The 26,745-nt window shown below is 70.2% G+C and carries 24 protein-coding genes, 4 tRNA genes and 1 pseudogene; 16 read left to right on the forward strand and 13 right to left on the reverse strand.

The genetic code is table 11. The features are described from left to right. The 5 genes from Talka_RS11260 to hemH form a co-directional block, all read right to left on the reverse strand. The coding region (locus Talka_RS11260) for an AAA family ATPase (RefSeq protein WP_143891423.1) at window positions 1-643 on the reverse strand (643 nt) is incomplete at its 3' end. 5 nt (window positions 644-648) lie between these two features. Next, window positions 649-2,334: an electron transfer flavoprotein-ubiquinone oxidoreductase gene (locus Talka_RS11265; RefSeq protein WP_143891424.1), complete on the reverse strand. Its 1,686-nt coding sequence runs from the start codon at window positions 2,332-2,334 to the stop codon at window positions 649-651. Window positions 2,335-2,496: 162 nt separating this feature from the next. Then, the gene (locus tag Talka_RS11270) at window positions 2,497-3,087 is read right to left on the reverse strand and encodes a peroxidase-related enzyme (protein WP_143891425.1); all 591 of its coding nucleotides are present in this window, start codon (window positions 3,085-3,087) and stop codon (window positions 2,497-2,499) included. Between the two features lie 30 nt (window positions 3,088-3,117). Further along, window positions 3,118-3,591 (reverse strand): RNA-binding S4 domain-containing protein, encoded by a 474-nt coding sequence (locus Talka_RS11275; protein WP_143891426.1) that lies wholly within the window; start codon window positions 3,589-3,591, stop codon window positions 3,118-3,120. A 28-nt stretch (window positions 3,592-3,619) separates the two neighbouring features. Continuing rightward, the gene (hemH, locus tag Talka_RS11280; RefSeq protein ID WP_143891427.1) at window positions 3,620-4,711 is read right to left on the reverse strand and encodes a ferrochelatase; all 1,092 of its coding nucleotides are present in this window, start codon (window positions 4,709-4,711) and stop codon (window positions 3,620-3,622) included. On the opposite strand from hemH, the gene Talka_RS11285 reads away from it, so the two are divergent. From Talka_RS11285 to Talka_RS11300, 4 genes are all read left to right on the forward strand, one after another. Next, the gene (locus Talka_RS11285; RefSeq protein ID WP_246100674.1) at window positions 4,704-5,510 is read left to right on the forward strand and encodes an HAD-IA family hydrolase; all 807 of its coding nucleotides are present in this window, start codon (window positions 4,704-4,706) and stop codon (window positions 5,508-5,510) included. The genes hemH and Talka_RS11285 overlap by 8 nt on opposite strands. Window positions 5,511-5,541: 31 nt before the next feature. After that, complete coding sequence (locus tag Talka_RS11290) at window positions 5,542-6,204, forward strand: glutathione S-transferase family protein (RefSeq protein WP_143891428.1); 663 nt, start codon at window positions 5,542-5,544, stop codon at window positions 6,202-6,204. 93 nt (window positions 6,205-6,297) lie between these two features. After that, the gene (locus tag Talka_RS11295; protein WP_143891429.1) at window positions 6,298-6,504 is read left to right on the forward strand and encodes a 2-oxoisovalerate dehydrogenase; all 207 of its coding nucleotides are present in this window, start codon (window positions 6,298-6,300) and stop codon (window positions 6,502-6,504) included. A 61-nt stretch (window positions 6,505-6,565) separates the two neighbouring features. Beyond that, window positions 6,566-6,742: a type II toxin-antitoxin system HicA family toxin gene (locus Talka_RS11300; protein WP_221933891.1), complete on the forward strand. Its 177-nt coding sequence runs from the start codon at window positions 6,566-6,568 to the stop codon at window positions 6,740-6,742. Between the two features lies 1 nt (window position 6,743). Here the strand turns inward: Talka_RS11300 and hpnE are convergent, their stop codons facing one another. From hpnE to hpnC, 5 genes are read right to left on the reverse strand one after another with little or no spacing between them, the layout of a single operon-like run. After that, on the reverse strand, window positions 6,744-8,132 hold the full coding sequence (gene hpnE, locus Talka_RS11305) for a hydroxysqualene dehydroxylase HpnE (RefSeq protein WP_246100675.1): 1,389 nt from the start codon (window positions 8,130-8,132) through the stop codon (window positions 6,744-6,746). Continuing rightward, window positions 8,129-9,010 (reverse strand): presqualene diphosphate synthase HpnD, encoded by an 882-nt coding sequence (hpnD, locus tag Talka_RS11310; protein WP_143891431.1) that lies wholly within the window; start codon window positions 9,008-9,010, stop codon window positions 8,129-8,131. Before hpnD ends, hpnE begins: the two co-directional genes overlap by 4 nt. Continuing rightward, the gene (locus tag Talka_RS11315; protein WP_143891432.1) at window positions 9,007-12,144 is read right to left on the reverse strand and encodes an efflux RND transporter permease subunit; all 3,138 of its coding nucleotides are present in this window, start codon (window positions 12,142-12,144) and stop codon (window positions 9,007-9,009) included. Before Talka_RS11315 ends, hpnD begins: the two co-directional genes overlap by 4 nt. 22 nt (window positions 12,145-12,166) lie before the next feature. Then, the gene (locus tag Talka_RS11320) at window positions 12,167-13,249 is read right to left on the reverse strand and encodes an efflux RND transporter periplasmic adaptor subunit (protein ID WP_143891433.1); all 1,083 of its coding nucleotides are present in this window, start codon (window positions 13,247-13,249) and stop codon (window positions 12,167-12,169) included. Continuing rightward, window positions 13,243-14,121: a squalene synthase HpnC gene (hpnC, locus tag Talka_RS11325; protein WP_143891444.1), complete on the reverse strand. Its 879-nt coding sequence runs from the start codon at window positions 14,119-14,121 to the stop codon at window positions 13,243-13,245. The genes Talka_RS11320 and hpnC overlap by 7 nt, the downstream gene beginning before the upstream one ends. Before the next feature lie 156 nt (window positions 14,122-14,277). On the opposite strand from hpnC, the gene Talka_RS11330 reads away from it, so the two are divergent. Continuing rightward, complete coding sequence (locus tag Talka_RS11330) at window positions 14,278-15,339, forward strand: GGDEF domain-containing protein (protein ID WP_143891434.1); 1,062 nt, start codon at window positions 14,278-14,280, stop codon at window positions 15,337-15,339. A 98-nt stretch (window positions 15,340-15,437) separates the two neighbouring features. Then, a tRNA-Leu gene (locus Talka_RS11335) sits at window positions 15,438-15,524 on the forward strand. Window positions 15,525-15,549: 25 nt separating this feature from the next. On the opposite strand, the gene Talka_RS11340 is transcribed toward Talka_RS11335, so the two are convergent. Further along, the gene (locus Talka_RS11340; protein WP_143891435.1) at window positions 15,550-15,981 is read right to left on the reverse strand and encodes a nitroreductase family protein; all 432 of its coding nucleotides are present in this window, start codon (window positions 15,979-15,981) and stop codon (window positions 15,550-15,552) included. Between the two features lie 134 nt (window positions 15,982-16,115). Then, window positions 16,116-16,220 (reverse strand): annotated as a pseudogene (locus Talka_RS11345) (NAD-dependent epimerase/dehydratase family protein); the annotation flags it as partial. A 56-nt stretch (window positions 16,221-16,276) separates the two neighbouring features. Here Talka_RS11345 and Talka_RS11350 point away from each other — a divergent pair. The 10 genes from Talka_RS11350 (at window position 16,277) to Talka_RS11395 (ending at window position 25,141) form a co-directional block, all read left to right on the forward strand. Next, entirely contained in the window at window positions 16,277-16,489 is a 213-nt protein-coding gene (locus Talka_RS11350; protein ID WP_143891436.1) for a type II toxin-antitoxin system HicB family antitoxin, read from the forward strand. Beyond that, window positions 16,482-16,688 (forward strand): type II toxin-antitoxin system HicA family toxin, encoded by a 207-nt coding sequence (locus Talka_RS11355; protein ID WP_143891437.1) that lies wholly within the window; start codon window positions 16,482-16,484, stop codon window positions 16,686-16,688. Before Talka_RS11350 ends, Talka_RS11355 begins: the two co-directional genes overlap by 8 nt. Window positions 16,689-17,474: 786 nt before the next feature. Continuing rightward, on the forward strand, window positions 17,475-18,716 hold the full coding sequence (locus Talka_RS11360) for an SLC13 family permease (protein WP_143891438.1): 1,242 nt from the start codon (window positions 17,475-17,477) through the stop codon (window positions 18,714-18,716). Between the two features lie 117 nt (window positions 18,717-18,833). Beyond that, entirely contained in the window at window positions 18,834-20,141 is a 1,308-nt protein-coding gene (gene tig / locus Talka_RS11365; protein ID WP_143891439.1) for a trigger factor, read from the forward strand. A gap of 155 nt (window positions 20,142-20,296) precedes the next feature. Further along, window positions 20,297-20,905: an ATP-dependent Clp endopeptidase proteolytic subunit ClpP gene (gene clpP, locus Talka_RS11370; protein ID WP_143891445.1), complete on the forward strand. Its 609-nt coding sequence runs from the start codon at window positions 20,297-20,299 to the stop codon at window positions 20,903-20,905. Window positions 20,906-20,935: 30 nt separating this feature from the next. After that, on the forward strand, window positions 20,936-22,204 hold the full coding sequence (gene clpX / locus Talka_RS11375) for an ATP-dependent Clp protease ATP-binding subunit ClpX (protein WP_143891440.1): 1,269 nt from the start codon (window positions 20,936-20,938) through the stop codon (window positions 22,202-22,204). Window positions 22,205-22,306: 102 nt separating this feature from the next. After that, on the forward strand, window positions 22,307-24,730 hold the full coding sequence (gene lon / locus Talka_RS11380) for an endopeptidase La (RefSeq protein WP_143891441.1): 2,424 nt from the start codon (window positions 22,307-22,309) through the stop codon (window positions 24,728-24,730). Window positions 24,731-24,804: 74 nt separating this feature from the next. Next, window positions 24,805-24,880 (forward strand) — tRNA-Gly (locus Talka_RS11385). Between the two features lie 77 nt (window positions 24,881-24,957). Further along, window positions 24,958-25,031: transfer RNA gene (locus Talka_RS11390), tRNA-Cys, on the forward strand. A gap of 34 nt (window positions 25,032-25,065) precedes the next feature. Further along, a tRNA-Gly gene (locus tag Talka_RS11395) sits at window positions 25,066-25,141 on the forward strand. Between the two features lie 66 nt (window positions 25,142-25,207). On the opposite strand, the gene Talka_RS11400 is transcribed toward Talka_RS11395, so the two are convergent. Further along, the gene (locus Talka_RS11400) at window positions 25,208-26,638 is read right to left on the reverse strand and encodes a transglycosylase SLT domain-containing protein (protein WP_246100677.1); all 1,431 of its coding nucleotides are present in this window, start codon (window positions 26,636-26,638) and stop codon (window positions 25,208-25,210) included. Window positions 26,639-26,745: the final 107 nt, after the last annotated feature.

Below are 26,745 nucleotides of genomic sequence, written 5' to 3' on the forward strand. Positions count from 1 at the left end.
TGCCCAGCCGGATCGAGGCGGCCTTGATGTTGAAGGCGCTGCCGCCCGTGATGATCTCGCCGTCGCCGCTGTGGATGCGGTAGTCGCGCACGTCGCGCACGCCGCACAGCACCACCGTCTGCGGAAACGCCGTCGGGCGCTGCGCGTAGCCGGCGCGGATCTGGCGCAGCAGGGAGATCAGCGTGTCGCCGATGAGCGCATCGACTTCGTCCAGCAGCAGCACGATGGGCCGCGCATCCGTCCGACTCCAGCGTTCGAGCAGCGTACGCACCCAGTCATGGACGCCCACGGTGCCCAGCAGCTCCAGGGCCATCCGCGCGGCGGCTTCGTCTTGCCAGTAGTTGTGCGCCGCACTGGCCAGCGCGCGTATGATGGTGGCCATGCCTTCGGCGACGTTGCCGCGCGCCGCTTGCGCGGTCTCGATGTTGGCATACAGCGCCCGGTAACGCCCCTGCCGGTTCAGATGCTCCATCAGCGCCAGCAGCGCCGTGGTCTTGCCGGTCTGCCGCGGGGCGTGCAGCACGAAGTAGCGCTTGGCCTCGATGAGTGATTCAATCTCGGCCAAATCCACGCGCGCCAACGGATCCAACAGGTAGTGATCCCCAGGAATCGACGGACCTGCCGTGTTGAACTGCTTTTCCATCGCGGTCACATGCCCGCGTAGTTCGGCCCGCCGCCGCCCTCGGGCGTGACCCAGACGATGTTCTGCGTCGGATCCTTGATGTCGCAGGTCTTGCAGTGCACGCAGTTCTGCGCGTTGATGACAAGCTGCGGTGCGCCGTCCTTTTCGACGAATTCATAGACGCCGGCGGGGCAGTAGCGGCTCTCCGGCCCGGCGTAGAGCGCCAGGTTGACCGCCACCGGCACCGAGGCGTCCTTCAGCGTCAGGTGCGCGGGCTGGTTTTCCTCGTGGTTGGTGTTGGACAGGAACACGCTGGAGAGCCGGTCGAAGGTCAGCACGCCGTCGGGCTTCGGGTAGCGGATCGGCTCGACCTGGCTGGCCGCATGCAGGCGCGCGTGGTCGGGCGTGTGGCGATGCACCGTCCACGGCGGGCTCTTGATGCCCAGCCGCGGCAGCAGCCAGTGCTCGATGCCGGTCATCAGCGCGCCGATCGTGTTGCCTTTCTTGAACCAGGTCTTGAAGTTGCGCGCGCGGTGCAGTTCCTCATAAAGCCAGCTCCGCTCGAACGCGGCCGGGTAGGCGGCGAGCTCGTCGTGCGCGCGGCCGGCGCGCAGCGCCTCGAAGGCCGCCTCGGCGCACAGCATGCCGGTCTTGATGGCGGCGTGGCTGCCCTTGATGCGCGCGGCGTTGAGGTAGCCGGCGTCGCAGCCCACCAGCGCGCCGCCGGGGAAGACGGTCTTGGGCAGGCTCAGCAGCCCGCCGGCGGTGATGGCGCGCGCGCCGTAGCCGATGCGCTTGCCGCCCTCGAGGTGGGCGCGGATCGCCGGGTGGGTTTTCCAGCGCTGCATCTCCTCGAAGGGGCTCAGCCACGGGTTCTGGTAGTCCAGCCCGACGACGAAGCCGAGCGTGACCTTGTTGCCCTCCATGTGGTAGAGGAAGCCGCCGCCGTAGGTGTGCTCGTCCAGCGGCCAGCCGGCGGTGTGCACCACGAGGCCCGGCTTGGCCTTCTCGGGCGGGATCTCCCACAGCTCCTTGATGCCGATGCCGTAGGTCTGCGGGTCGCGGCCCTCGTCGAGCCGGAAGCGCGCGATCAGCTCCTTGCCCAGGTGACCGCGCGCCCCCTCGGCGAACACGGTGTACTTGGCGCGCAGCTCCATGCCGAGCTGGAAGGCGTCGGTGGGCTCGCCGTCCTTGCCGAGGCCCATGTGGCCGGTGGCCACGCCGACCACGCGCCCCTGCTCGTCGTAGAGCACCTCGGCGGCGGTGAAGCCGGGAAAGATCTCCACGCCCAACGCCTCGGCCTGCTCGGCCAGCCACTTGACGACGGCGCCGAGGCTGATGACATAGTTGCCCTCGTTGTGGAAGCAATCGGGAATGGCCCACTGCGGCGTGCGGATGGCCCGGTTGGCGTCGAGGAACAGCACCTCGTCGGCGGTGACGGGCTGGTTCAGCGGCGCGCCGCGCTCCTGCCAGTCGGGAAAGAGCTCGGTCAGCGCGCGCGGATCCATCACCGCGCCCGACAGGATGTGCGCGCCCGGCTCGGAGCCCTTCTCCAGCACGCAGACCGACGTCTCCGCACCCTGGGCGGCGGCCAGCTGCTTGAGCCGGATCGCGGTGGCCAGCCCCGCCGGGCCGGCGCCGACCACGACGACGTCGTACTCCATGGCCTCGCGCGGGCCGAACTGTTCAATCAGGTGGGCTGGGGTTTTCATGGCGTCTAATCGAAAAGGCCGGCGCGGTATGGCCTGGCTTGACCGCGCGTTTCTCGAATGGCCTTGATTTTGGATTGTAAAAGGGGAGCAGGGCGTTGCCGTTGTCGAGAGGACGACACCTCAAGCAGAGCCGCTTGAACAGGGGGCAGTGCAGGTCGCAGCTCAAGCCGCAGCCGTTTTAGGCAGCCGGCCCATCAGGTAGAACTCGGGGTTGGGTTCCATGCCGCTGAACGAGGCCATGCGGTTGGACAGGCCGAAGAAGGCGGTGATGGCGGCGATGTCCCAGATGTCCTCGTCGTTCAGGCCGTGCGCATGCAGCGCGGCGAAGTCCCCTTCCTCGACCTCGTGCGAGCGCTGGCACACCTTCATGGCGAAATCGAGGATTGCCCGCTGACGCGGCGTGATGTCGGCCTTGCGGTAGTTGACCGCCACCTGGTCGGCTACCAAGGGCTTCTTCTCATAAATGCGCAGGATGGCGCCGTGCGCCACCACGCAGTAGAGGCACTGGTTGGCGGCGCTGGTGGCCACGACGATCATCTCGCGCTCGCCCTTGGTCAGGTTGGAGGAGCGCCCGACCGTCTCCGGCATCATCAGCGCGTCGTGGTAGGCGAAAAAGGCGCGCCACTCCGCCGGGCGGCGGGCGAACATCAAAAAGACGTTGGGCACGAAGCCGGCCTTTTCCTGCACCTCCAGGATGCGGGCGCGGATGTCGTCGGGCAGGTCCTTCAGCTCGGGCAGCGGGTAGCGGGGCATCGGGGGTCTCCTCGGTCACGGCAGGGTGAATCAGTCGTCCAGCGACGCGCTCCAGCGCGCGTTCCAGTCCGGGGCGGCGCCACGGGTGCGCCAGCGCTCCAGCTCGCGCCGGTCGCGCTTGGTCGGGCGGCCCTGGGTGTAGGCCAGCGCCGGCTCCGGCGCCAGTCGGCGCAGCTCCGCGTGGCGCTGGCGCGCCTCGATCGACTCGGGTGTCTCCTCGTAGAGCAGGGCGGCCTGCGGCGCCGGGCCGCGCACCGCCGACAGCGCCCTGACGACCACGGTGCGCTCGACGTCGCCGGTGCGCAGCCGGATCACGTCGCCGGGGCGCGGCGCGCGCGCTGCCTTGGCCGGCTGGCCATTGACCCACACGCGGCCCTTGTCGATCATCTCGGCCGCCAGCGCACGGGTCTTGTAAAAACGCGCGGCCCACAGCCACTTGTCCAGCCGCACGCGGCCAGGCTCCTCCCCGGCGTCGGGATGGTTCGGGCGGGACGTCCGGCTCATCGATGCCGATGGTAGCGCGCCGCGCGCCTCACATCGTCGCGCCCAGCGCCCGCGCGCGCTGGCGCGTGGCCTCGGCGGCGGCGGGGTCGTGCGGCGTGCGTGTCGGCCAGCCGGCCAGGTGCCGCTCGGCCAGGTCCGCCAGCGCCCGCAGCCAGCCCAGGTCGTCGTTCAGGCACGGGATGTAGTGGAACGCCCGCCCGCCGGCGGCCAGGAAGGCCGCGCGCGCCTCCTGGTCGATTTCCTCCAGCGTCTCGATGCAGTCGGCGGTGAAGCCGGGGCACACCACGTCCACCCGGCCCACGCCCTGGCGGGCGAGTTCCACCAGCGTCGGCTCGGTGTACGGCTGCAGCCACTTCGCCCGGCCGAAGCGCGACTGGAACGTCACGACCGCCTGCCCGGGCGGCAGCTCCAGCGCCTCGGCCAGCAGCCGGCCGGTCTTGTGGCATTCGCAGTGATAAGGGTCGCCGAGCTGCAGCGTGCGCGCCGGCATGCCGTGAAAGCTCATCACCAGCCGTTCGGGCCGCCCGTGCTCGGCCCAGTGGGCGCGCACGCGCGCGGCCAGCGCCGCGATGTAGCCGGCGTCGTCGTGGTAGTGGTTGACGAAGCGCAGCTCCGGCACCCAGCGCCGCGCGCCCGCCCAGCGCCACACCTCGTCGAAGGCGCTGGCAGTGGTGGCGGCGCAGTATTGCGGGTAGGCCGGCAGGATCAGGATGCGCGTGCAGCCGGCGGTTTTCAGCGCGTCCAGCTCGCGCGCGATGGCGGGCTCGCCGTAGCGCATCGCCCAGCGCACCGTCACGTGGTGGCCGCGCTCGCCCAGCAGGCCCTGCAGCAGCTTGGCCTGCCGCTCGGTCCACACCTTCAGCGGCGAGCCCTCCGGCGTCCAGATGGTGGCGTACTTGGCCGCCGACTTGCGCGGCCGCACGTTGAGGATGATGCCGTGCAGGATCGGCCACCACAGCGCGCGCGGCAGCTCCACCACGCGCGGATCGCTGAGGAACTGGCCCAGATAGCGGCGCAGGGCGGCCGGGGTGGGCGCCTCGGGCGTGCCGAGGTTGATCCACAGGATGCCCGTGCGGGCGGGCTGGCCGTGGGTGTAGGCAGGTTCGGGGTGCATGCGCATGGTGGTATTCTGGCGCACGATGATCGACGCCGCCGGCCTGCGGGCCTTGACCCTGGATCTGGACGATACGCTGTGGCCGATGCGGCCCACGATCGAGCGCGCCGAAGCCGCGCTGCAGGCTTGGCTGGAGACGCACGCGCCCGCCACCGCCGCGCGGCTGCGCGACCGCGCCTGGGCGCGCGCGGTGCGCGCCGGCGTGCAGCGCGACCACCCGGACCGCCACCATGACCTGACCTTCCTGCGCCGCGAGGCGATCCGCGTCGCGCTGCGTGAAAGCGGCGACGACCCGGCGCTGGCGGAGCCGGCGTTCGAGGTGTTCTACGCCGAGCGTCAGCGTGTGGAGCTGTTCGCGGACGCGCGCCCGGCGCTGGAGCGGCTGGCGGCGCGCTGGCCGCTGGTGGCGGTCTCCAACGGCAACGCCGACGTGCGCCGCGTCGGCCTGGGTGACTACTTCGTCGCCCACGTCGGCGCGCGCGAGGCGGGCGTGGCCAAGCCCCACCCCGGCATCTACCAGGCGGCGCTGGCGGCGGCGGGCGTGGCGCCGCAGGCGGCGCTGCACGTCGGCGACGACCCGCTGCTGGACGTGGTCGGGGCGCGCCGCGCCGGGCTGGCCGCCGTCTGGGTCAACCGCCACGGCCATGACTGGGACGCCGCGCTGCAGCCGAAGGACTGCGGCTGCGGCGGCGGGGACATGGCGCGCGCGCTGCACGCCGGCGGCGTGCAGCCGCAGCCGCACGAGCGCCCGCACGCGCAGGTGGCGCATCTGCTGGAATTGTGTGAACGGCTGGGCCTCGCGTGAGGGGGGCCGCCGATGCAAGGAGCATGAACCGATGGCGCTGACGATCCATGGCATCTTCGCCTCGCGCGCGGTGCGGCCGCTGTGGGCCGCGCAGGAGCTGGGCGTGCCCTACACCCACGTGCCGACGCCGTATCAGGGCGGGGCGACGCGCACGCCGGACTTTCTGGCGCTCAACCCCAACGGCCACATCCCGGTGCTGGTGGACGAGCGTCCGGAGGGGCGCGTGGTGGTGTGGGAGTCGATGGCCTGCGCGCTCTATCTGGCGCGGCACTACGGCAAGGGCGACGGCAGCGACCTGGCGCCGGCCAACCCGGCGGAGGACGCCGAGGCACTGCGCTGGGCGTTCTGGGCCGTCACGGAACTCGAGGCCGACGCGCTGTGCGTGCTGATGCACCGGCTGGGCCTGCCGCCGCAGCGGCGCGACGCCGACAAGCTCGCCGCCGCCGAGCGGCGCCTGCGCGTGCCGCTGAAGGTGCTGGAGGATCATTTGAGCGCGCGCGCCGCGCAGGGGCACGACCACCTGGCCGCGGCGCGCTTCACCATCGCCGACCTGTGCGTGGCCTGCGTGGCCAACTGGGCGCGCCCGTCGCACGAGCTGATGCACGCCTTCCCGCGCGTGCACGACTGGCTGCAGCGCTGCCACGCCCGTCCCGCCTACCAGGCGCTCAAGGCGGCGGCGAAGGGGCAGGGGTGAGCGTGCGGCGAGGCGTCGGGCTGCCCGGGCCCGCGCGTCCGACCTTGGCCGGGGCGCCGACCGCCGCCGTCAGCGGCTGAAAGGGAAAACCGCATGACCGAGATCCATTTCATCGTCGAACAGGCACCCGAAGGTGGCTGGCTCGCCCGTGCTGTCGGCGCCGACATCTTCACCGAGGCCGATGAGCTGCCGGCGCTACACCAGCAACTGCGCGATGCGGTGGCCTGCCACTTCGACGAGCCGGACCGTCCGCGGCTGATCCGGCTGCACATCACGCGCGAGGAGGTCATCGCCGCGTGAGAATTCCGCGCGACCTGTCCGGGCGGGAGCTGGTGCGGCGGCTGCACGGGTCGGTTATGACGTGACGCGCCAGACCGGCAGCCATCTGCGGCTGACGACGACGCTCGGCGGCCAGCACCACGTCACGGTTCCGGCACTCGATCCGCTGCGTATCGGCACGCTGGCGGCGGTGCTCGACAGCGTGGCGGCGCATCTGGGTTGCAGCCGCGACGACCTGCTGCGCCGGCTGTTCGATTGATTCAGGCAAGGATGTCGCCGCGCAGGACGCCCACCGCCGCCAGCCCGCTGCGCACGGCACCTTCCAGCGTGGCGGGGTAGGGGCCGGCCACGTAGTCGCCGGCGGCGAGCAGCCCGTCGGCCAACCGCCCCGGCGGGCGGCGCAGCCCCGCCGTGCAGGCGAAGGTGGCGCGCCGCTCGACGACGGCGGCGAGCGCCTGCACGCCGGGGCAGGCCAGCGCCGCGGCCAGTTGCCGGGTGACGGCGGCGGCCAGGCCCTTACGGTCGCCGTCCCACGACGGGTCGGGGCTGCTGACGACGGCGGCCAGCAGCGCGCCGTCCTCGCCGGCGCCCGCCGCGCCGCGGTGGAAGACGAACTGCGCCGGCGCGCGCCGCGCCTCAAACGGCAGCGCCAGCAGTGGGTGCGGCCAGCGCCAGCGCCAGCCGCGCGGTGCGCGGGCATGGACGGTGGCGATCGGCACGTGAGCCAGCGCCTTGGCCTGCGCGGCCCAGCCGCGCACGGCCGTGGCCTCGGGCGCCGGGCAGACCGGATCGTCGGCCCAGGTCGAGGCCAGCCGCGCGGCCTCGGGCGCTGGCGTGGCCAGGATGACCGCGTCGGCGTCCAGCGCCGTGCCGTCGGCCAGCCGCACGCGCCAGCCGCCGTTGCGGCGCGCCAGCGCCAGCGCGCGCGCGCCGAGGCGCAGCGCCGCGCCGCGCCGGGCCAGCCACGCGGTGGCCGCATCCGGCAGCAAAGCGCCGAGGTCACCGCGCGGCAGCAGCAGGTCGCTTGGCGCCAGGCCCGCCGGGGCCGGGGCGTGCAGCGCGTCGCGCAGCACGCGCAGGAAGGTGGCGCCGCACGCCTTGGTGAGCGCGGTGTTGAGCGCCGCCACCGCCAGCGGCTCGATGAGCTCGTCCACCACGCGCGGCGGTAGCCCGGCGGCCAGGTCGGCCACCGTGGCCTGCGGCGCGCAGGTGAAGCCGGCGGCCATCCAGCGCGCCGCGCGACCCAAGGCCGCCGCGCGCTCGCCCCAGCCCCAGCCGCGCGCCGTCAACAGCGTGGCGGCCAGCGCCAGCGGCGCGGGCAGCCGCGTGGCCCAGCCGGGCGGAATCAGGCCGGTGCCGTCTGGCCGCGGCAGCATCAGCGGCACCCGCTGCAGCTGACGGTGCCACGGCACGCCGAGCTGCTCCAGCAGGCCGAGCGTGGCCCCGTAGGCGCCGATCAGGATGTGCTGGCCGTTGTCGAGCGTGAGCGAGCCGCCTCGCCCGTCCGGCCACTGCAGCCGCCGCGCGCGCCCGCCCCAGTGGCGGCTGGCCTCCAGCAGCGTGACGCGCCAGCCGGCGCGCGCCGCCGCCACCGCCGCGGCCAGCCCAGCCCAGCCGCCGCCGATCACCACCACGGTTGGCGCGCTCACCACCGCCCCAGCGCCTGCATCTTCCACGCCAGCCACAGCTTGCGCAACGGGGTCAGCGCCACACGCTCGCGCAGCACGCGCCGCGGCGCGCGCGCCAGTTCGTGCAGCAGCGCGCGGTAGATGCTGGCCATCATCAGCCCCGGCTTCTGGCTGGCGCGGTCGGCTGCCGGCAGCAGCGCCACCGCCTCGTCGTAGGTGGCCAGCGCCCGTTCGATCTGAAAGCGCATCAGCGCCTCGAAGCGCACCTCGAAGCCGGCCTCGGCCTCCTGTCCGAGGGTGAGCAGCTCGCGCGGCTTGACCTCGAAGCGGCGCAGCTCCTCCAGCGGCAGGTAGATGCGCCCGCGCAGCGCGTCGTCGCCGACGTCGCGGATGATGTTGGTCAGCTGCAGCGCGCGGCCCAGCCGGTGCGCGTAGGCGGTGGTGCCGTCCTCGGTCTGGCCGAAGATGCGCGCGGCCACCTCGCCGACGACGCCGGCCACCAGGTGGCAGTAGTGCGCCAGCGCCGCGAAGTCCAGCCAGCGGTTCTGCTGCAGGTCGAGCTCGCAGCCGTCGATCACCGCCAGCAGCGGCTCGGGCTGCAGGCCATAGACCGGAATGTGCGGCTGCAGCGCCACCAGCGCCGGGTGGTCGGCGCGGCGCCCGGGGCTGAAGGCCAGCGCCACCTGCTGGCGCCACCAGGCCAGCTTGGCCTGCGCGACGCTGGGCTCGCGCACCTCGTCAACGATGTCGTCGATCTCGCGGCAGAAGGCGTAGAACGCCGTGATCGCCGCGCGCCGCTCGGGTGGCAGGAACAGGAAGGCGTAATAGAAGCTGCTGCCGGCGGCGGCGGCGCGCTCCTGCGCCCACGCCTGCGCCTGCTGCAGGGCCGGGCTCGTCATGCCGCGGCCTCCGCCCGCGCCAGCCGGCGCGCCGCGCGGCGCATGAAGACGAGGTAGAGCAGCGGCACCACGAACAGCGTCAGGAGGGTGGAGACCAGCAGCCCCCAGACGATGGCCGAAGCCACCGGCCCCCACAGCAGGCTGTGGCCGCCCAAGCCGAAGGCCAGCGACACCAGCCCGCCGATCGTCGTCGTGCTGGTGATGAGGATCGGCACCACGCGCCGCCGCGCCGCGTAGAGCGTGGCGTGCACCAGCCCCATGCCGCTGCGCAGCCGCTCGTTGGCCGCATCGATCAGCACGATGGCGGAGTTGACCGCGATGCCGGTCAGCGCGATCACGCCGTAGAGCGTGTACAGCGACAGCGGGTTGCGCGTGATCGCCAGCCCCACCGCCACGCCGGCGAACGCCAGCGGCACCGTCACCAGGATCATCAGCGGCTGGAAGTAGCTGCGGAACTGCGCCGCCAGGATCAGGTAGATCAGCCCGACGCCGAGCAGGAACAGCCGCTGCATGGCCGCAAGGCTCTCCTCGATGTCCTCCAGCTCGCCGGAGAAGTCCAGATCGACGCCGGGATGCTGCAGGCGCAGCGTCTCCCACGCGGCGCGGATGCGGCGGTTGGCCTCGGCGGTGTCGAGCACCGCCTTGTCGAGGTCGGCCTCCACGGTGATGGCGCGGCGCAGGTTGTGGTGGCGGATGAAGCCGCGCGTGGGCTCCACCTGCGCCTCCACGAGCGCGCCGAGCTGCGTGACGCCGCCGCCGGGCAGCGCCACCGGCGTGGCCAGCAGCACGGCGGGGTCGGCGGGCAGGGTCTCGGGCAGGCGCTGGCGCACGCGCAGCTCGATCTTGTCGCCGCCCTCGCGCGTGAAGGCCACCACCTCGCCATCGACCGCCAGCCGCACCAGCCGCGTCACCTGCGCGGCCGACAGGCCCAGCTCGCGCAGCGCCTCGGGCTTCAACTCCAGCCGCAGCAACGGCCGCCCGGGCAGGCTGTCGTCCTGCACGTCGCGCGCGCCGGGCAGGGCGGCGATCAACCCTTTGAGCGCCGCGGCGGCGGCCTCGATCTGCGCCCAGTCGTCGCCGCGCACCTTGACGCTGATCGGCTTGCCAGCCGGCGGCCCGCCCGACAGCAGCGTGAAGCTCTTGCGCCCCGGGCCGGGCAGCGCCTCGACCTCGGCGCGCATCGCCGCCACCACCTCCTGCACGTCGCGCGCCTGCGCCGTGCGCGGGTTCAGCGACACGAACACCTGCCCGTAGGCGTCGCCATAGACCGGCTCGGTCTGCGTGAACTTCAGGCCGGCGGTGGAGGTGACGGCGCGCGCCTCGTGGCCGTCCTCGGCCGGGCCGACGCCACGCAGGTGGCGCCGCACCAGCTGCTCGACGCGCTCGGTTTCGGCCAGCGTTTCCTCCAGCGACGCGGTGGCCGGCAGGTCCACGTTGACGTAGAAGGCGCGGATCGGGTCGAAGGCGAAGAACTGCACCCGCACCACGCCGGTGGCCACCAGCGCGGCGGCGCCGGCGATGATGGCCGCCCCGCCGGCCAGGAACGCCCACGGCCGGCGCAGCGCGTAGGCCAGCGCCTGCGCGTAGCGCAGCCGCACCGCGCGGTTGAAGCGGTTGCGCCACGCCTGCACGCGCGAGGGACGGTCCAGCCGCACGCGCAGCATGCTGACGTGCACCGGCATCATCCAGAACGCCTCCAGCAACGAGATCAGCAGCGCCAGCGTGACGACGAACGGGATGATGAACATGAACTTGCCGACGATGCCCGGCAGCAGCATCAGCGGCAGAAAGGCCGCCAGCGTCGTCGCCACCGAGGCCACCACCGGCTTGCAGACCTCGGCGATGCCGTCCAGGCTGGCCTGCAGCGCCTGCTGGCCGCGCTCCAGCCGGTAGTAGATCGCCTCCACCACCACCACCGCGTCGTCCACCAGCATGCCCAGCGCGATCACCACGCCGAGCAGGATCGAGATGTTGACGGTGTAGCCGAGTGCCCCCAGCAGCGCAAACGTGCCCAGCAGCGCAAACGGGATGCCCAGCGCCACCAGCAGCCCGATGCGCCAGCCGAGGAACACCCAGCAGATCGCCAGCACCAGCAGCACCCCCACCAGCGCGTTGGACTCCATCACGCCGATGGCCTCGCGCGTCGGGATGGTCTGGTCGTCGGTCAGCGTCAGCTGCAGGCCCTGCGCGGCCAGCACGGCGTTCTCGCGCGCGATGAAGGCGCGCAGGTCGTCCAGCAGCTGCAGCGTGTTGACGCGCGCCTTCTTCGTCACCGCCAGCGAGATCGCCGGCTGGCCGTCCATCGAAGCCAGCTGCGCCGGCTTGGCGCGCGCCCACTCCACGCGCGCCACCTCGCCGAGCCGCGCGCGCGCGCCGGGCCGGCCGGCGGCGGCCACCTCCAGCCGCGCCAGCCGCTCGGGGTCCAGCGTGATGCCGGCCACCGCGATCGTCCACACGCCCTGCTGCGTGGCCAGCGTGCCGGCGGCGGTGTCGCGCCAGAAGCCGCGCAGCGCGTCGGCCACGTCGGCGGCGGTCAGCCCGCGCGCGGCCAGTGCCGCCGCATCCGGCTCCACCCGGATCTCGGGGTCGCGCAGCCCCGAGGCGAACACCTGGTCCACCCCGCGCAGCCGCTCCAGCTGGCTGCGGATGCGCCGGCCCTCGCGGCGCAGCACCTCGTCGTCGGCCTGGCCGGTCAGGCGCATGATGGCGGTCGGAAAGCCGTTGGAGGTGGAGATCTCCAGGATGCGCGGCTGCTGCGCCTGCTCCGGCAGCTCGGTGCTGGCCTTGTTCTGGATCTCGCGGCGCAGGTCGTTGATGCGCTTGTCGAAGGTGCGCTCGTCCAGCTCGCCGAAGCGGATCAGCAGGCTGGAGACGTTCTCGCGCGAGCTGGAGCTGACGAAGCGGATGTCGGCCACCCCCTTGATCGCGTCCTCCAGCGGGTTGGTGACGAGCCGCTCGACGTCCTCGGCGCTCGCGCCGGGCAGCACCGTGGTGACGTTGACCCAATTGAAATTGATCTCGGGGTCGCGCTCGCGCGGCATCTGCAGGTAGGCCAGCAGGCCCAGCAGCATGACCACCACGAACGCGATGTTGGCCAGCGGATGGTTGGTGATGAGGGCGCGCAGCAGTCGCATCGGCTCGGGTCTCCGCGCGTGCTCACGGGGCCGGCGTCACCGGCTGGCCGTCGCGCAGGGCCTGCTGGCCGCGCACCACGAGGCGCGCGCCATCGGGCAGGCCCGCCGCCGGGGCCGGGCGGCCCTCCTGCGCGCCGGGCAGCGGCACGAAGCGCGCCCGCGCCGCCGCACCATCGCCCTCCACGATGAAGACACCCAGCTGCGCGCCGCGGCGCACCAGCAGCGCCGCCGGCACGTGCGGCTGCGGCGCTGCCCAGCGCAGCAGGCCGGCGGTGCCGGGCGGCAGCGCCGCGCCCTGCAGCGCCAGCCGCACCGTCTGCAGCCGCGTGGCCGGTGCCACCGTCGGCACCACGCGCAGCAGGCGCGCCGCGCGCACCTGGCCGTCGTCGGCCTCGAAGCGCGCCTGCGCCCCGGCGCGCAGCTCGGCCACCTCGGCGGGGCTCAGCGCCGCCTGCAGCTCCACGCCGTCGGTCTGTGCCAGCACGAACAGCACCGAGCCCGGCGCCACCGTCTCGCCCTGCTGCGCCAGCCGCTGCGTCACCGCGCCGGCAAACGGCGCGCGGATCACCGCCTTGGCCAGCTGGCGCTCGGCGGTCTGCAGGGCGGCTTCGGCGCTGGCCAGTTCGGCGCTTTGCAGCGCCAGCTCCGTCTCGCGCGCGTTGAGCGCCTCGGGCGACAGAAAGCCCTGCGCCTGCAGCTCGCGCGCGCGGCGCAGTTGCGTCTGCACCAGCTCCAGCCGGGCGCGCGCGGCATCCCGCGCGGCGCGGGCGCGGTCGCGCGCCAGCTGCAGGTCGGTGGCGTCCAGCCGCGCCAGTTCCTGCCCGGCGCGCACCGCCTGGCCGACGTCGGCGCTCCAGCGCTGCAGCACGCCGCCAACCTCGGCGGCGATCCTGGCCTCGTTGCGCGCCACCACCTGGGCGCTGGCCTGGCGCTCGGGCCGCAGCGCCACCTGCGCCAGCGGCTGCACTTGCACCAGCGCCGGCGCCGCCGCGCTGGGTGGTGCGGCAGGCCCGGTTTCGGAGGCGGCGGCCAGCGCTGGCCACGGCAGCGCCGCGAAGATCAGCGCGGCCAGCGCCGCGCCGCACAGGGTCGTCGGGTTCAGCATACGAGTTCGTCTCGAACGGCGGGCGGGCGGTGCGCCAGCGCGCGCCACAGCAGAAGGGGGACGTCGGCGCCGCGCAGGCGCGGGCGCTGCGCGAGCACCCGGCCACCCAGCGCCTCCACGCGCTGCAGCACGCGCAAGCCTCCCTGCAGCACCAGCCGCAGCTCCCAGCCGAAGCGGCCGCCGACGCGCCGCGGCAGGTCCCAGCCGCGCGCCAGCGCCGCGCGGGCCACCGCGCAGCCGTGGCGCACCACGGGCGTCAGCGCCTCGGCGTCGTGGTCGGTGAGCGGGCGCTGCGGATTCAGCCCGTGGCGGCGCAGCCAGGCATCGGGTAGGTAGCGCCGCCCGCGCGCCTCGTCCACGCCCAGATCCTGCCAGCAGTTGATCAGCTGCAGCGCGGTGCAGACGGCGTCGCTTTCGGCCTGCGCCCGCGGGTCGCGCACGCCGGCCAGATGCAGCATCAGCCGGCCCACCGGGTTGGCCGAGCGGCGGCAGTAATCCAGCAGCTCGGCTTCGTCGGCCATGCGGCGGCGCTGCGCCGTCCAGCGCACATCCTGCTCGAAGGCATCCAGCAGGTCCAGCACCGGCTGCAGCGGCAGGCCGTGGCGCCGCCGCGCGGCGTGCCAGTCGCGCACGCGCGCGCCCCACGGCGCGTCGTCGGCGGCGGGCCCGGCCGGCTCCCGCTGCAGCTCGGCGCGCAGCCGCCGCAGCAGCGCCAGCCGCTGCGCGGCGGGGCGGTCGCCCTCGTCGGCGACGTCGTCGGCCCAGCGCGCGAGCCCATACAGGGCCACCACCGCGCCGCGCCACCGCGGCGGGCACAGCAGCGAGGCGACGGGGAAATTCTCGTAATGGTCAACGGCGTGGGCCAGCCCCATGGTGGCCCGATGTTGCCACAGGCGCGCGGTCAAGTTCGGGTGGGATCCGGATGGCGCGCCGTCTTCAAGGTGTTACTATCGGGGCGCAAGCGCAGATCAGAACGAAAACAGAACAACAATCCAAAAAGCACGACTGCCTCAGTGGCGCGGGCCGACATGTCACACCCACGGACGCTGGAGCACCTCGAACACGTGGCCCGTTTGACCCATGGGCGCGACCGGGAGGGCTTGGATGCCACGCTGGTGGAGGTGTTGGCCTCGGTGTTGCACGCCCAGACGGTTGCACTGTGGGAGGTGGTGCACGCGGCGGATTCGGGGCCAGTGATGCGGCTGTGCGCTTACGCGGCCTTTCAAGCGCAAGCCAGGCCCGAGGCGAAGGCGGACAGGCAGTCCTCCGCGGTGGCGGCGGCAGCCCCGGCAGCGGATGTTCTTGCATGGGCTCGCGGTCCCGACTGTGATCAGGCGCGCATCGCGCGGCTCGACACGGGGAGTTGGCGCTTGCTGGTGCCGTTGCAAACCGACTGGGGGCGGCGGTTGGCGCTTGATATTGAATGGGCGCGTCCGGCGGGATGGCAAGACCGCCGCGTGGCCGAAGGCATCGGGCGCATTTACATCAACGTGATCAATTTGCTGGATGCCAGCGAACGCGACACGCTGACGGGTTTGCTCAACCGCAAGTCGTTTGATGACACGTTTTATCGGGCAACGCGCCTACCGTCTGAGCCCGAAGCGTCTTTGGCGTCAGGCGAACGACGCTCTCCGGCCCGTGCCCGCTGGCTCGGGGTGATCGACGTGGATCACTTCAAAGCGGTCAACGATCGCTTCGGCCACCTCATTGGCGATGAGGTGCTGCTGTTGATGGCGCGGCTGTTGCGACAAACTTTCCGCCAGGATGATCACCTCTACCGTTTTGGCGGCGAAGAGTTTGTCGCCTTGATTCGCGCAGACGACGCGCAGGCCGCCGCTGCCGCCTTCGAGCGGTTTCGCGAAGCGGTGCAAGCTTATCCCTTTCCTCAGGTCGGACGGATCACGGTCAGCATCGGCTACACCGCCGTGCGACCGTTTGACACGCCTTCGGATGCGTTCGAGCGCGCCGACCGGGCCGTCTATGCGGCCAAAGCGCAAGGTCGCAACACCGTGCGCTGCTATGAAAGCGACGTCGCCCCGCTGGCCCGCGAGCCGCTGCATCAAGCCGGCGGCGGCGTGGAGTTGTTTTAAGTTCCCCGCCGGGTTCCGAACAGGCGCGGGTCGGCGATCCCGATACAATGAAGGCGCTTGGGGCCCAGGCGATCACACCCATGGCTGGGATCGCAACTGCGCGGGTGGCGAAATTGGCAGACGCACCAGGTTTAGGTCCTGACGGTGGCGACACCGTGGGGGTTCGAGTCCCCCCCCGCGCACCATATCATTATTATCAATTTTGAGCGATCAACCGTCCGGCGACCACCTCGACAATAGCTGCGAGGGCGCCGGTCGTCGAGGTGCGCGGCCCGCCTCGTGGGCCGTTCCGACGTTCACGAAGCACACCGGCAGATCGGTAGCGCCCAGAGCAAAGGCCCGACGAAGCGCGGCGGATCCGAGGGCCTTGCCGCTGGTCAGCGCCGATCCGTAGCCCATCGCGGTGGCCATGAGCAGGACGTTCTGCACGGCGCAGCCCGCACTGATGAGGCGCTCGTGGATGGGGACATCGGGGTCGCGTGGGCCGGTGTCGACCACCAGCAGCCACAGCAGGGGTGCGCGCTGCGCTTTGTGGCGTGCTCGGGTGAGTTCCTTATCTAGGGAACGTCTGCTCAACCTCCGCTGCTGACGCCGTCGCGGGGTTTGGGTTTCACATCGTGGGTTCAGGCATGATTCCGGCAGTCTCGCGGGGCCGCCAAAGGCCCCGGCGGGGGCTGAAACAGCCCCGAAAGCTCGCCGAAACGATGTCCGAACCCATCAGCGAAACCCAAGCCCCGCCGCAGCGTCAGCAGCGGAGGTTGAGCAGACCTTCCCTAGAAGTTATCGACGCAGATGATCTTCTCACCGTCGGCGATCAGGCGGTCGATCCGATGCGAGCCGAGAAAGCCTGCGCCGCCGGTGACCAGCGTGACCGGGGTCATGGCTTGCCCCCCAAGCCCGGCGGCCTACAATGGAAGGATTGCATGGAGGCCCTCCCATGACCGCTGCTGCCCTGCATTACGTTGTCTGGCCCGAAGATGGCGCGTTTGTGGCTCGCTGCCTTGAGGTCGATGTGGCCAGCGAGGGCGACAGCGAAGAGGAAGCCCTGGCTGCCTTGCGGGAGGCTTTGCTGCTCTACTTCGAAGACGAGCCTGTGCCCCCCCCCTTGCCGGCGCAGGCCCGATGGGGGCAGCTGCGGCTCGATGCCTAAGCGTTATTCGACTTCCGAGATCCTTGCCGCGCTCTACCGCGCCGGGTTCCGGCAGATCGGCCAGCGCGGCAGCCACATCAAGCTCACCGACGGGGAGCACGTGGTCATTGTGCCGGCGGGGCGACGCGAGATTCGCGCCGGCACCTTCCAGTCCATCGTCCGCCAAAGCGGACTGCCCAAGTCGGCTTTTGAAGGCTAAAGCCAGCGCATCCAGTAGAGCCTCCCCGACTTTGAAAAAGGGAGTAAGACTCGGTCGCAGGGTCGTAGCGTGCAACGGAGGACAAGTGGAAGTCCTCGACTTTTAAAAGTGAATGAAGACGGCCAGGTGTGCCTCTAGCGCCCTTTTTTGGGGTGAGTTCGCTGATGGCGTGAGGGAAAGGCGACGTCATCATGGCGCAGGTCCATCGCAATGGGCCTGACGCAGTGCACGGTGCCCTGCACATGGTCGGCGCTCAGTGCGGGTGCATGACGGAGTCGAAGGTGCGAGCTTGACGAAAATGCCGTAGCCCCCCGGCGGGTTGTGAACGACTCTGTCCGGCGCCCCGTGTCACATCGTCGAACCCCGGCATGCACCGCCACAGTCGTGTGGGGGGAGCGGATCGACGCGGATCCTTGAGGGCGAGGCTTTTGTCCGGGCGGGCCGTCGCCGCTTGACGCTCGGGCGTGGCCTGGCCCGGGCATGTCCGCTGCAAAGGTTGGATCGGTCAGCTCGGCGCGCACAAGCGCTTGTTAGAGCCGGGCTCCTACAATCTGCCTATTCCGGCCGCGGCCAACGCGCGGGTTCGGGGGCGGCCTGTGTCAACCCGCGCACCGTTTTGTCCAGGGTCATGCGCGTGCGAGGCTTGCATGCTGAGGCGCTGTCCAGACCGCTTAGGGCGATCGGCGGCACGGTGTCTCGAGCCGGTGCCGTTCAAGCCGCGCCGAACTGTCATCGCCTTAGGGATCAAGGCCACCGTCTCGCTCGGTGCCGCATCAACGTTTTCATATGGTTTTACCCTCGGACTTGACGACGCTGAGCACACTGGCCGTGTTCGGCGTGGTCTATCTGGGCATGTTCTTCGGCGGGTTGCCGCGCACCGGGCTGGATCGCAGCGGGGTGGCGGTGCTCGGGGCGATCGCGATGATCGCGGTGCAGGGGTGGTCGGTGGCCGAGGCCGCTGCGGCGATCGACCTGCCGACGATCGTGCTGCTGTTCGCCTTCATGCTGCTGTCGGCGCAGATGCGGCTGGGCGGCTTCTACGGTGCGGTGACGCTGGCGGTGGGGCGGCGCGCCTGGCCGCCGGCGGCGCTGATGGCGGCGCTGCTGGCGCTGGTGGCGGCGCTGTCGGCGGTGTTTTCCAACGACGTGGTGTGCCTGGCGGTGACGCCGGTGGTGGTGCGCATCGCCTGGCGGCGCGGCTGGGACCCGGTGCCATGGCTGGTGGCGGTGGCGTGCGCCGCCAACATCGGCTCGGCCGCCACGCTGATCGGCAATCCGCAGAACATGCTGATCGGCTCGGTGCTGAAGCTGCCGTTCGCCGCCTACAGCGCGCAGGCGCTGCCGCCGGTGCTGCTGGCCCTGGTGGCGCTGTGGCTGTGGATGGTGGGGGTGCTCAGGCGCACGCCGCCGCGCGCGGCCCCGCCGGTGGCGGCGCTGGACGATGCGCCGCCGTTCGATCGCTGGCAGTCCGCCAAGGGGCTGCTGGTGGCGGCGGCGCTGCTGGCGGCGTTTCTGTTCACCCGCTGGCCGCACGAGGTGGTGGCGCTGGTGGCCGCAGGCGTGCTGCTGCTGAGCCGGCGGTTGCACTCGGCGCAGTTCATGGGGCTGGTGGACTGGCCGCTGCTGCTGCTGTTCATGGGGCTGTTCGTCGTCAACGCCGGGCTGCAGCGCACCGGGCTGGCGGCGCAGGCGGTGGCGTGGCTGCAGGGGCACGGCATCGCGCTCGGCGAGCCGGCGCTGCTGGCTGGGGTGGGGCTGGCGCTGTCGAACCTGGTCTCCAACGTGCCGGCGGTGATGCTGCTGCTGCCGCACGTGGAGGGGGTCAGCGCCGGCGTGACGCTGGCGCTGGCGAGCACCTACGCCGGCAACTTGCTGCTGGTCGGCTCGATCGCCAACCTGATCGTGGCCGACTTGGCCGCGCGCGACGGCGTGCGGCTGGACTGGCGGCGCCACGCCGCGATCGGCGTGCCGGCCACGCTGCTGAGCCTGCTGACCTGGGCGGCGTGGGCGTGGCTTGCCGGATCCTGAGCCTGAGCGCTGCACTACAATCGATTATTTGTCCGGCTGCAGGCGTGGCCGGGCTGACCGGATACCCGGGATTCGCCGGCCGGGCGGATCCCTCGTCCCCTTCGAGGAGTGTTCTCAATGGCTGTCAACGTGGAAACCCTGGACAAGCTGGAGCGCAAGATCACGCTCGAGCTGCCGCTGGAGGCGATCCAGAAAGAGGTCGATGCCCGCCTGAAGCGGCTGCAGCGCCAGGTGCGCATGGACGGGTTCCGCCCGGGCAAGGTGCCGCTGTCGGTGGTGGCGCAACGCTATGGCGCTTCGGTTCATTACGAGGTGGTCAGCGACCAGGTGGGCCAAGCTTTCGCCGATGCGGTGGCCGAGGCGCAGCTGCGCGTGGCGGGTCAGCCGCGCATCACCGAAAAGGAGCCGGCCACCCAGGGCATGCTGGCGTTTGAAGCGGTGTTCGAGGTTTATCCCGAAGTCAAGCTGGGGGACTTGTCGGCGCTGGAGCTGGAAAAAGTTGAGGCTGCCGTGGATGAGGCGGCTGTCGAGCGCACCTTGGAGATCCTGCGCAAGCAGCGCCGCACGTTCACCCCGCGTGCCGAGGGCGAGCCGGCGCAGGACGGCGACCGCGTCACGATCGATTTTGAAGGCAAGATCGACGGCGAGCCGTTTGCCGGCGGCAAGGCCAGCGATTTTCGCTTTGTGTTGGGCGAAGGGCAGATGCTGGCCGAATTCGAAAACGCCGTGCGCGGCATGAAGGTCGGCGAGTCCAAGACCTTTCCGCTGGCGTTTCCGCAGGATTACCCGGGTCGCGAGGTGGCTGGCAAGACGGCGGACTTCCTCGTCACGGTCAAGAAGATCGAGCAGCAGCATCTGCCCGAGGTGAACGAGGCGTTTGTCAAGTCCCTTGGGATCGAGGCCGGCACCGAAGAGGCGCTGCGCGAAGACATTCGCCGCAACCTCGAGCGCGAGCTGAAGTTCCGTCTGCAGGCGCGCAACAAAGTCACGGCGCTGGAGGCGCTGGCCCAGGCCGCTGAGCTGGATCTGCCCAAAGCCGCCGTGGAAGCCGAAATCGACCGCCTGATCGAAAGCGCCCGCCAGGATCTCAAGCAGCGCGGCATTCAAAACGCTGAGCAGGCTCCGATGCCGCGCGAGGTTTTTCAGGAGCAGGCCGAGCGCCGCGTGCGGCTGGGGCTGGTGGTGGCCGAACTCATCAAGACGCACGACCTGCGCGCCACCGAAGAGCAGGTTGACGCCCACATCCGCGAGCTGGCCGCCTCTTACGAGCAACCCGAGGAGGTGGTGCGTTGGTATAAGTCAAGCCCGGAGCGGCTTGGGGAAATCCGGGCCATTGTGCTGGAAAACAACGTGGCCGATTTCATCTTCTCCAAAGCCAAAGTGACATCCAAGGCGCTGACCTTCGCCGAGCTGATGGGGGCTTGAGGCAGCCCTGCGGGGCTGGCCGCAGCGCCAGGGGCGGACGATGGTCCGCCCTTTTTTGCTGGCTGGAACGCGCATCGGCGCCGAAGCGGTTACAGTTCCGGCATCATCGCCTTCTCAGAGTTCAGTTTGCATCGACGCAACGGAGCACACAACGCATGAGCGCGCTGGACACGCAGGCCTTGGGCCTGATCCCCATGGTCATCGAACAGTCGGGCCGCGGCGAGCGGGCCTATGACATTTACTCTCGTCTGCTTAAAGAGCGGGTGGTGTTTCTGGTCGGTCCGGTCAACGATCAGACCGCCAGCTTGGTGGTGGCCCAACTGCTGTTTTTGGAAAGCGAAAACCCCGATAAAGACATTTCGCTTTACATCAATTCGCCGGGAGGATCGGTCAGCGCCGGCATGGCGATTTTTGATACGATGAATTTTATCAAGCCGGATGTCTCGACGCTTTGCATTGGCATGGCGGCCAGCATGGGGGCTTTTTTGCTGGCTGCTGGCGCCAAAGGCAAGCGCTTTGCCTTGCCGAATGCGCGCGTGATGATCCATCAGCCGCTGGGCGGCGCGCAGGGTCAGGCGTCGGATATCGAAATCCACGCGCGCGAAATCCTGCGCTTGCGGGCCGACCTGAACCGCATTTTGAGCGAGCGCACCGGCCAGCCGCTGGAAAAAATCGAGCGCGACACCGACCGTGACTTCTTCATGTCCGCCGCCGAGGCCGCCGAATATGGCCTGGTGGACAAGGTGATCGACAAGCGTGCCTAAAGAGCCCTTTGGCCCACACTGAGCTGCCCCATGCCTGACAAAAGAAGCTCCCGCGACAAAACGCTGTATTGCTCGTTCTGCGGCAAAAGCCAGCACGAGGTTCGCAAGTTGATCGCCGGCCCGTCGGTGTTCATTTGCGACGAATGCATCCAGCTTTGCAACGACATCATCCGCGACGACGACGCCAAGCGCCCCGCCGAACCGGCGCGCGCGCCCGCCGATGCGCTGCCGACCCCTGCGGAGCTGAAGGCGCACTTGGACCAGTACGTGATCGGGCAGGAGGCGGCCAAAAAGACGCTGGCGGTGGCGGTTTACAACCATTACAAGCGGCTGCGCCACAACGATGCGGCGCAGCGCAGCGACGTGGAGCTGGCCAAGAGCAACATCTTGCTGATCGGCCCGACCGGCAGCGGCAAGACGCTGCTGGCGGCCACGCTGGCGCGCAAGCTGGATGTGCCGTTCGTCATGGCCGACGCCACCACGCTGACCGAGGCCGGCTACGTCGGCGAGGACGTCGAAAACATCATCGCCAAGCTGCTGCAGACCTGCGACTACGACGTCGAAAAAGCGCAGCGCGGCATCGTTTACATTGACGAGATCGACAAGATCACGCGCAAGTCCGAGAATCCCTCCATCACGCGCGACGTCTCCGGCGAAGGCGTGCAGCAGGCGCTGCTCAAGCTCATCGAAGGCACGGTGGCCAACGTGCCGCCGCAGGGCGGGCGCAAGCACCCCAACCAGGACATGATCGCGGTGGACACCACCAACATCCTGTTCATCTGCGGCGGGGCGTTTGCTGGGCTGGAAAAAATTGTCGAGGCGCGCACCGAGGCCAGCGGCATCGGTTTTGGCGCCGCGGTGCGCAGCAAGCGCGAGCGCCCGCTGACCGAGTTGTTCGCCCAGGTAGAGCCAGATGACCTGGTGCGCTACGGCCTGATCCCGGAGCTGGTGGGGCGCTTGCCGGTCATCACCGCTTTGGCGGAGCTGGACGAGGAGGCGCTGGTGCGCATCCTCACCGAGCCCAAGAACGCCATCGTCAAGCAATTCGCCGAGCTGTTTGCGATGGAAGGCGTGGAGCTGGAGGTGCGCCCGGCGGCGCTGCGCGCGATCGCCAAAAAGGCGCTGCAGCGCAAGACCGGCGCGCGCGGCCTGCGCTCGATCTTGGAGCAGGCGCTCATGGATACGATGTTCGAGCTGCCCAGCCTGCGCCACGTGCGCCGCGTGGTGGTGGAGGAGGCCACCATCACCGAAGGGCGTGCGCCGCTGCTGGTCTATCACGAGGAGGTCAAGCAGGCGTGAGAGCGGCTGCACGCGCCGACGGCGCGCAGACCCGCCGCTGTCGCATAAGCTTGAACTTCACGAGCGCCGCCCCCACCTGCGGCGACTGAAAGGAACCGATTCATGTCCGGACTGCCTCCGCTGCCTGCCCAGCCCGTCACGCTGCCGCTGCTGCCGCTGCGCGACGTGGTTGTCTTTCCGCACATGGTGATCCCGCTGTTCGTCGGGCGGCCCAAGAGCATCAAGGCGCTTGAGGCCGCCATGGCGCACGAGCGGCGCATCATGCTGGTGGCGCAGAAGACCGCCGCCAAAGATGAGCCGACCCCGAGCGACCTGTTCGAGGTCGGCTGCGTGGCCAGCATTCTGCAGATGCTCAAGCTGCCCGACGGCACCGTTAAGGTGCTGGTGGAGGGCGTGCAGCGGGCCAAAGTGCTGCGGGTGGAAGATGGCGCGGAACACTTCTCGGCCCACGTGCTGCCAGTGGACACCGAGGCCGAGCGCGCCGAGGCCGACCCGAAGGAGCTGGAGGCGCTGCGTCGCGCCGTCATGCAGCAGTTCGAGCAATACGTCAAGCTCAACAAGAAGATCCCGGCCGAGATCCTGACCTCGATCGCCAGCATCGACGACCCGGGGCGGCTGGCGGACACGATCGCGGCGCACCTGCCGCTGAAACTGGAGGCCAAGCAGAGCGTGCTCGACCTGGAGCGGCTGGTGCCGCGGCTGGAGCACCTGTTCGCGCAGCTGGAAGCCGAGGTCGAGATCCTCAACGTCGATCGGCGCATCCGCGGGCGGGTCAAGCGCCAGCTGGAAAAAAACCAGCGCGAGTTTTACCTCAACGAGCAGGTCAAGGCGATCCAGAAGGAGCTCGGCGAGGGCGAGGAGGGTGCCGACCTCGAGGAGCTGGAAAAGAAAATCAAGAAGGCGCGTATGCCCAAAGAAGCGCGCAAGAAAGCTGAAAGCGAGCTGAAGAAGCTGCGGCTGATGTCGCCGATGTCGGCCGAGGCCACCGTCGTGCGCAACTACATCGACGTGCTGGTCAACCTGCCGTGGAGCAAGAAGACCAAGGTGCGCCACGACCTGGCCTACGCCGAGGAGGTGCTCAACGCCGACCATCACGGGCTGGAGAAGGTCAAGGAGCGCATCCTGGAGTACCTGGCGGTGCAGCAGCGCGTGGACAAGGTCAAGGCGCCGATCCTGTGCCTGGTCGGCCCGCCGGGGGTGGGCAAGACGTCGCTGGGCCAGTCGATCGCCAAGGCCACCGGGCGCAAGTACGTGCGCATGGCGCTGGGCGGCATGCGCGACGAGGCCGAGATCCGCGGCCACCGGCGCACCTACATCGGCGCGCTGCCGGGCAAGGTGCTGCAGAACCTCACCAAGGTCGGCGTGCGCAACCCGCTGTTCCTGCTGGACGAGATCGACAAGCTCGGCATGGACTTCCGCGGCGACCCGGCCTCGGCGCTGCTGGAGGTGCTGGACCCCGAGCAGAACCACACCTTCCAGGATCATTACGTCGAGCTGGACTTCGACCTGTCGGACGTGATGTTCGTGGCCACGTCCAACTCGCTCAACATCCCGCCGGCGCTGCTGGACCGCATGGAGGTGATCCGCCTGTCGGGCTACACCGAGGACGAGAAGGTGGCCATCGCGCTGCGCTACCTGCTGCCCAAGCAGCGCGCGAACAACGGCGTCAAGGACGACGAGCTGGAGGTGAGCGAAGCCGCCGTGCGCGACATCGTGCGCTACTACACGCGCGAGGCCGGCGTGCGCGCGCTGGAGCGCGAGATCTCGCGCATCTGCCGCAAGGTGGTCAAGGGTCTGCTGCTGGGCAAGATGGCCAAGCCCGTGGTCGTCACGCCGGACAACCTGGCGGACTTCCTCGGCGTGCGCAAGTACGCGTTCGGCCGCGCTGAGCAGCAGAACCAGGTCGGGCAGGTGGTTGGGCTCGCGTGGACCGAGGTCGGCGGCGATCTGCTGACGATCGAGGCGGCGATCATGCCCGGTAAGGGCAACGTGATCCGCACCGGCTCGCTGGGCGACGTGATGAAGGAGTCGGTGGAGGCCGCGCGCACCGTGGTGCGCAGCCGTGCGCGGCGCCTGGGCATCGCCGACGAGCTGTTCGAGAAGAAGGACATCCACATCCACGTGCCCGATGGCGCCACGCCCAAGGACGGCCCCAGCGCCGGCATTGCGATGACCACCGCAATCGTCTCGGCGCTGACCGGCATCCCGGTGCGCGCCGACGTGGCGATGACCGGCGAGATCACGCTGCGCGGCGAGGTCACCGCCATCGGCGGGCTGAAGGAAAAGCTGCTGGCGGCGCTGCGCGGCGGCATCCGCACCGTGCTGATCCCGGAGGAAAACGTCAAGGACTTGGCCGAGATCCCGGACAACGTCAAGCAGGGGCTGGAGATCGTGCCGGTCAAGTGGATCGACCGCGTGCTGGAGCTGGCGCTGGAGCGCCAGCCGGCGCCGCTGCCGGAGGAGGAGCCGGCGCTGCCACCGGCGGCCTCCGCTGCGGGCGGGCAGGCCCCGGCGGTGACGCACTGAAGGTGGCGGGACGGTTTTTTCGCTATAATACGGGCTTCGGACGACATGCTGATGACAGCAGGGTCGTCGATCAAGCGGGAATAGCTCAGTTGGTAGAGCGCAACCTTGCCAAGGTTGAGGTCGCGAGTTCGAGACTCGTTTCCCGCTCCAGAATATTGGGAGGCTGGCTTGTGATGGCCAAAGCAAGTCAGCGCCCCACCGGCGGTTGGCCGGGTTGAACCGGACAAGGCGCGGTAGCAAAGCGGTTATGCACCGGATTGCAAATCCGAGTAGGTCGGTTCGACTCCGGCCCGCGCCTCCAGTCAGCGCGGCAGGCTCCCGTGCCTGCCGCTCAGGCGGGAATAGCTCAGTTGGTAGAGCGCAACCTTGCCAAGGTTGAGGTCGCGAGTTCGAGACTCGTTTCCCGCTCCAAAATCACACAAGCCAGCCTCCGAGAGGCTGGCTTGTTTTTTGGCGCGTCAGGCGCGCTACCAAAGGTTAGCGTTGCGCGGTGTGGGCGGTTGGCCGGTTGGAGGTCTTGTCGGACGGGCGCGCGGCGTCAGCGGCGCGGGTGCGCGGCCCGTCGCGCCGTGGCGCAGCCTTGGCGCTGCGTGCGCCAGAGGCTTTGGCCGCCGTCGCCTTGGCCGGCGCCCGAGTTTGCACGTGCAGCACTTGGCCCGCGCGCAGCGGCGCGTTGGGCTTAAGGCCGTTCCAGGCGGCCAAATCCGCGACCCGCACCCCGTGGCGACGCGCGATGCTGGCCAGCGTGTCGCCTGAGCGGGCCTTGATGCGCACCGTGCGCACCGGCGGCGCCTCAGGCGCCAGCAAGATCTGACCGTGGTCGGCCAGTTGCTCGGGCACGTCGCGATCGAGCCGGCCTTCGCGCGGCACCAGGATGGTGGAGCCAGCCTTGAGCTTCATGCGTGGCGGGACGCGGTTGATTTGCCGCAGCTGCACTTCATCCCAGCCCAGCTCGCGCGCGGCCTGCGCCGCCGTCATGTCGCGCGGCACGCGCCAAGCGGTCCAGCTGGCGGTGGGGCCGCGCCATTCCTTGAGGCGTTCGGCGAACTGCACCGCGTGATCCCACGGCAGCAGAATTTCCGGCGTGCCGGCGGCCATGATGACCGGCTTGTGGTGCGCCGGGTTGAGGGTGCGGAAGTCCGCTTCGGATACGCCGGCGAGCCGGGCGATCAGCGCCACGTCCATGTCGCGTTCGATGCGCACGCTGTCAAAGAACGGATGGTTGCCCACCACCGGCAGCCGCACGCCGTAGGCGTCGGGGGCGCGCACCAGGTTTTTGACTGCCTGCAACTTCGGCACGTAATGGCGCGTCTCATCCGGCATGCGCAGGTCCAGGTACCCGGCGGGCAGCCCGGCGGCCTGGTTGCGCTTCATCGCACGCTGCACGTTGCCTTCGCCCCAGTTGTAAGCCGCCAGCGCCAGGTGCCAGTCGCCGAACATGCGGTGCAGCCGCTCCAGGTAGTCCAGCGCGGCGCGGGTGGAGGCCAGCACGTCGCGCCGGTCGTCGCGGAAGGCGTTCTGCTTGAGGTCGAAGTGGCGCCCGGTGGCCGGCATGAATTGCCACATGCCGGCGGCCTTGGCGCGCGACACCGCTTGCGGGTTGAAGGCGCTTTCGATGAACGGCAGCAGGGCCAACTCCAGTGGCAGCTCGCGGCGCTCCAATTCCTCCACGATGTGGAACAGATACTTGCTGCCGCGATCGACCATGCGCTGCAGGTAGTCCGGACGACTGGCGTACCAGCGCTCCCATTGCGCCACGCGCTCGGGATCGTCCAAGTCAGGCATCGCAAAGCCGCGACTGATGCGCTCCCATAAATCGCGCGGCGCTTGCACGGTCACCACGTGGGTGGCCGAAGCGGGGAGTTCGACCGCCGGCGGCGGATCCAACTGCGACTCGGTTGCCAACACGGGCGGGGTGGAAGCTGAGGGGCGTGCGCGGGCTTCGGTTGGCGCGAGTTCACGCGGCAAGGCAGCCGGCTCTGCGACGCGCGCTGCAGGGGCGGGCGGGGGGGGTG

Source organism: Tepidimonas alkaliphilus (assembly GCF_007556595.1).
In the GTDB taxonomy this organism is placed as follows: domain Bacteria; phylum Pseudomonadota; class Gammaproteobacteria; order Burkholderiales; family Burkholderiaceae_C; genus Tepidimonas; species Tepidimonas alkaliphila.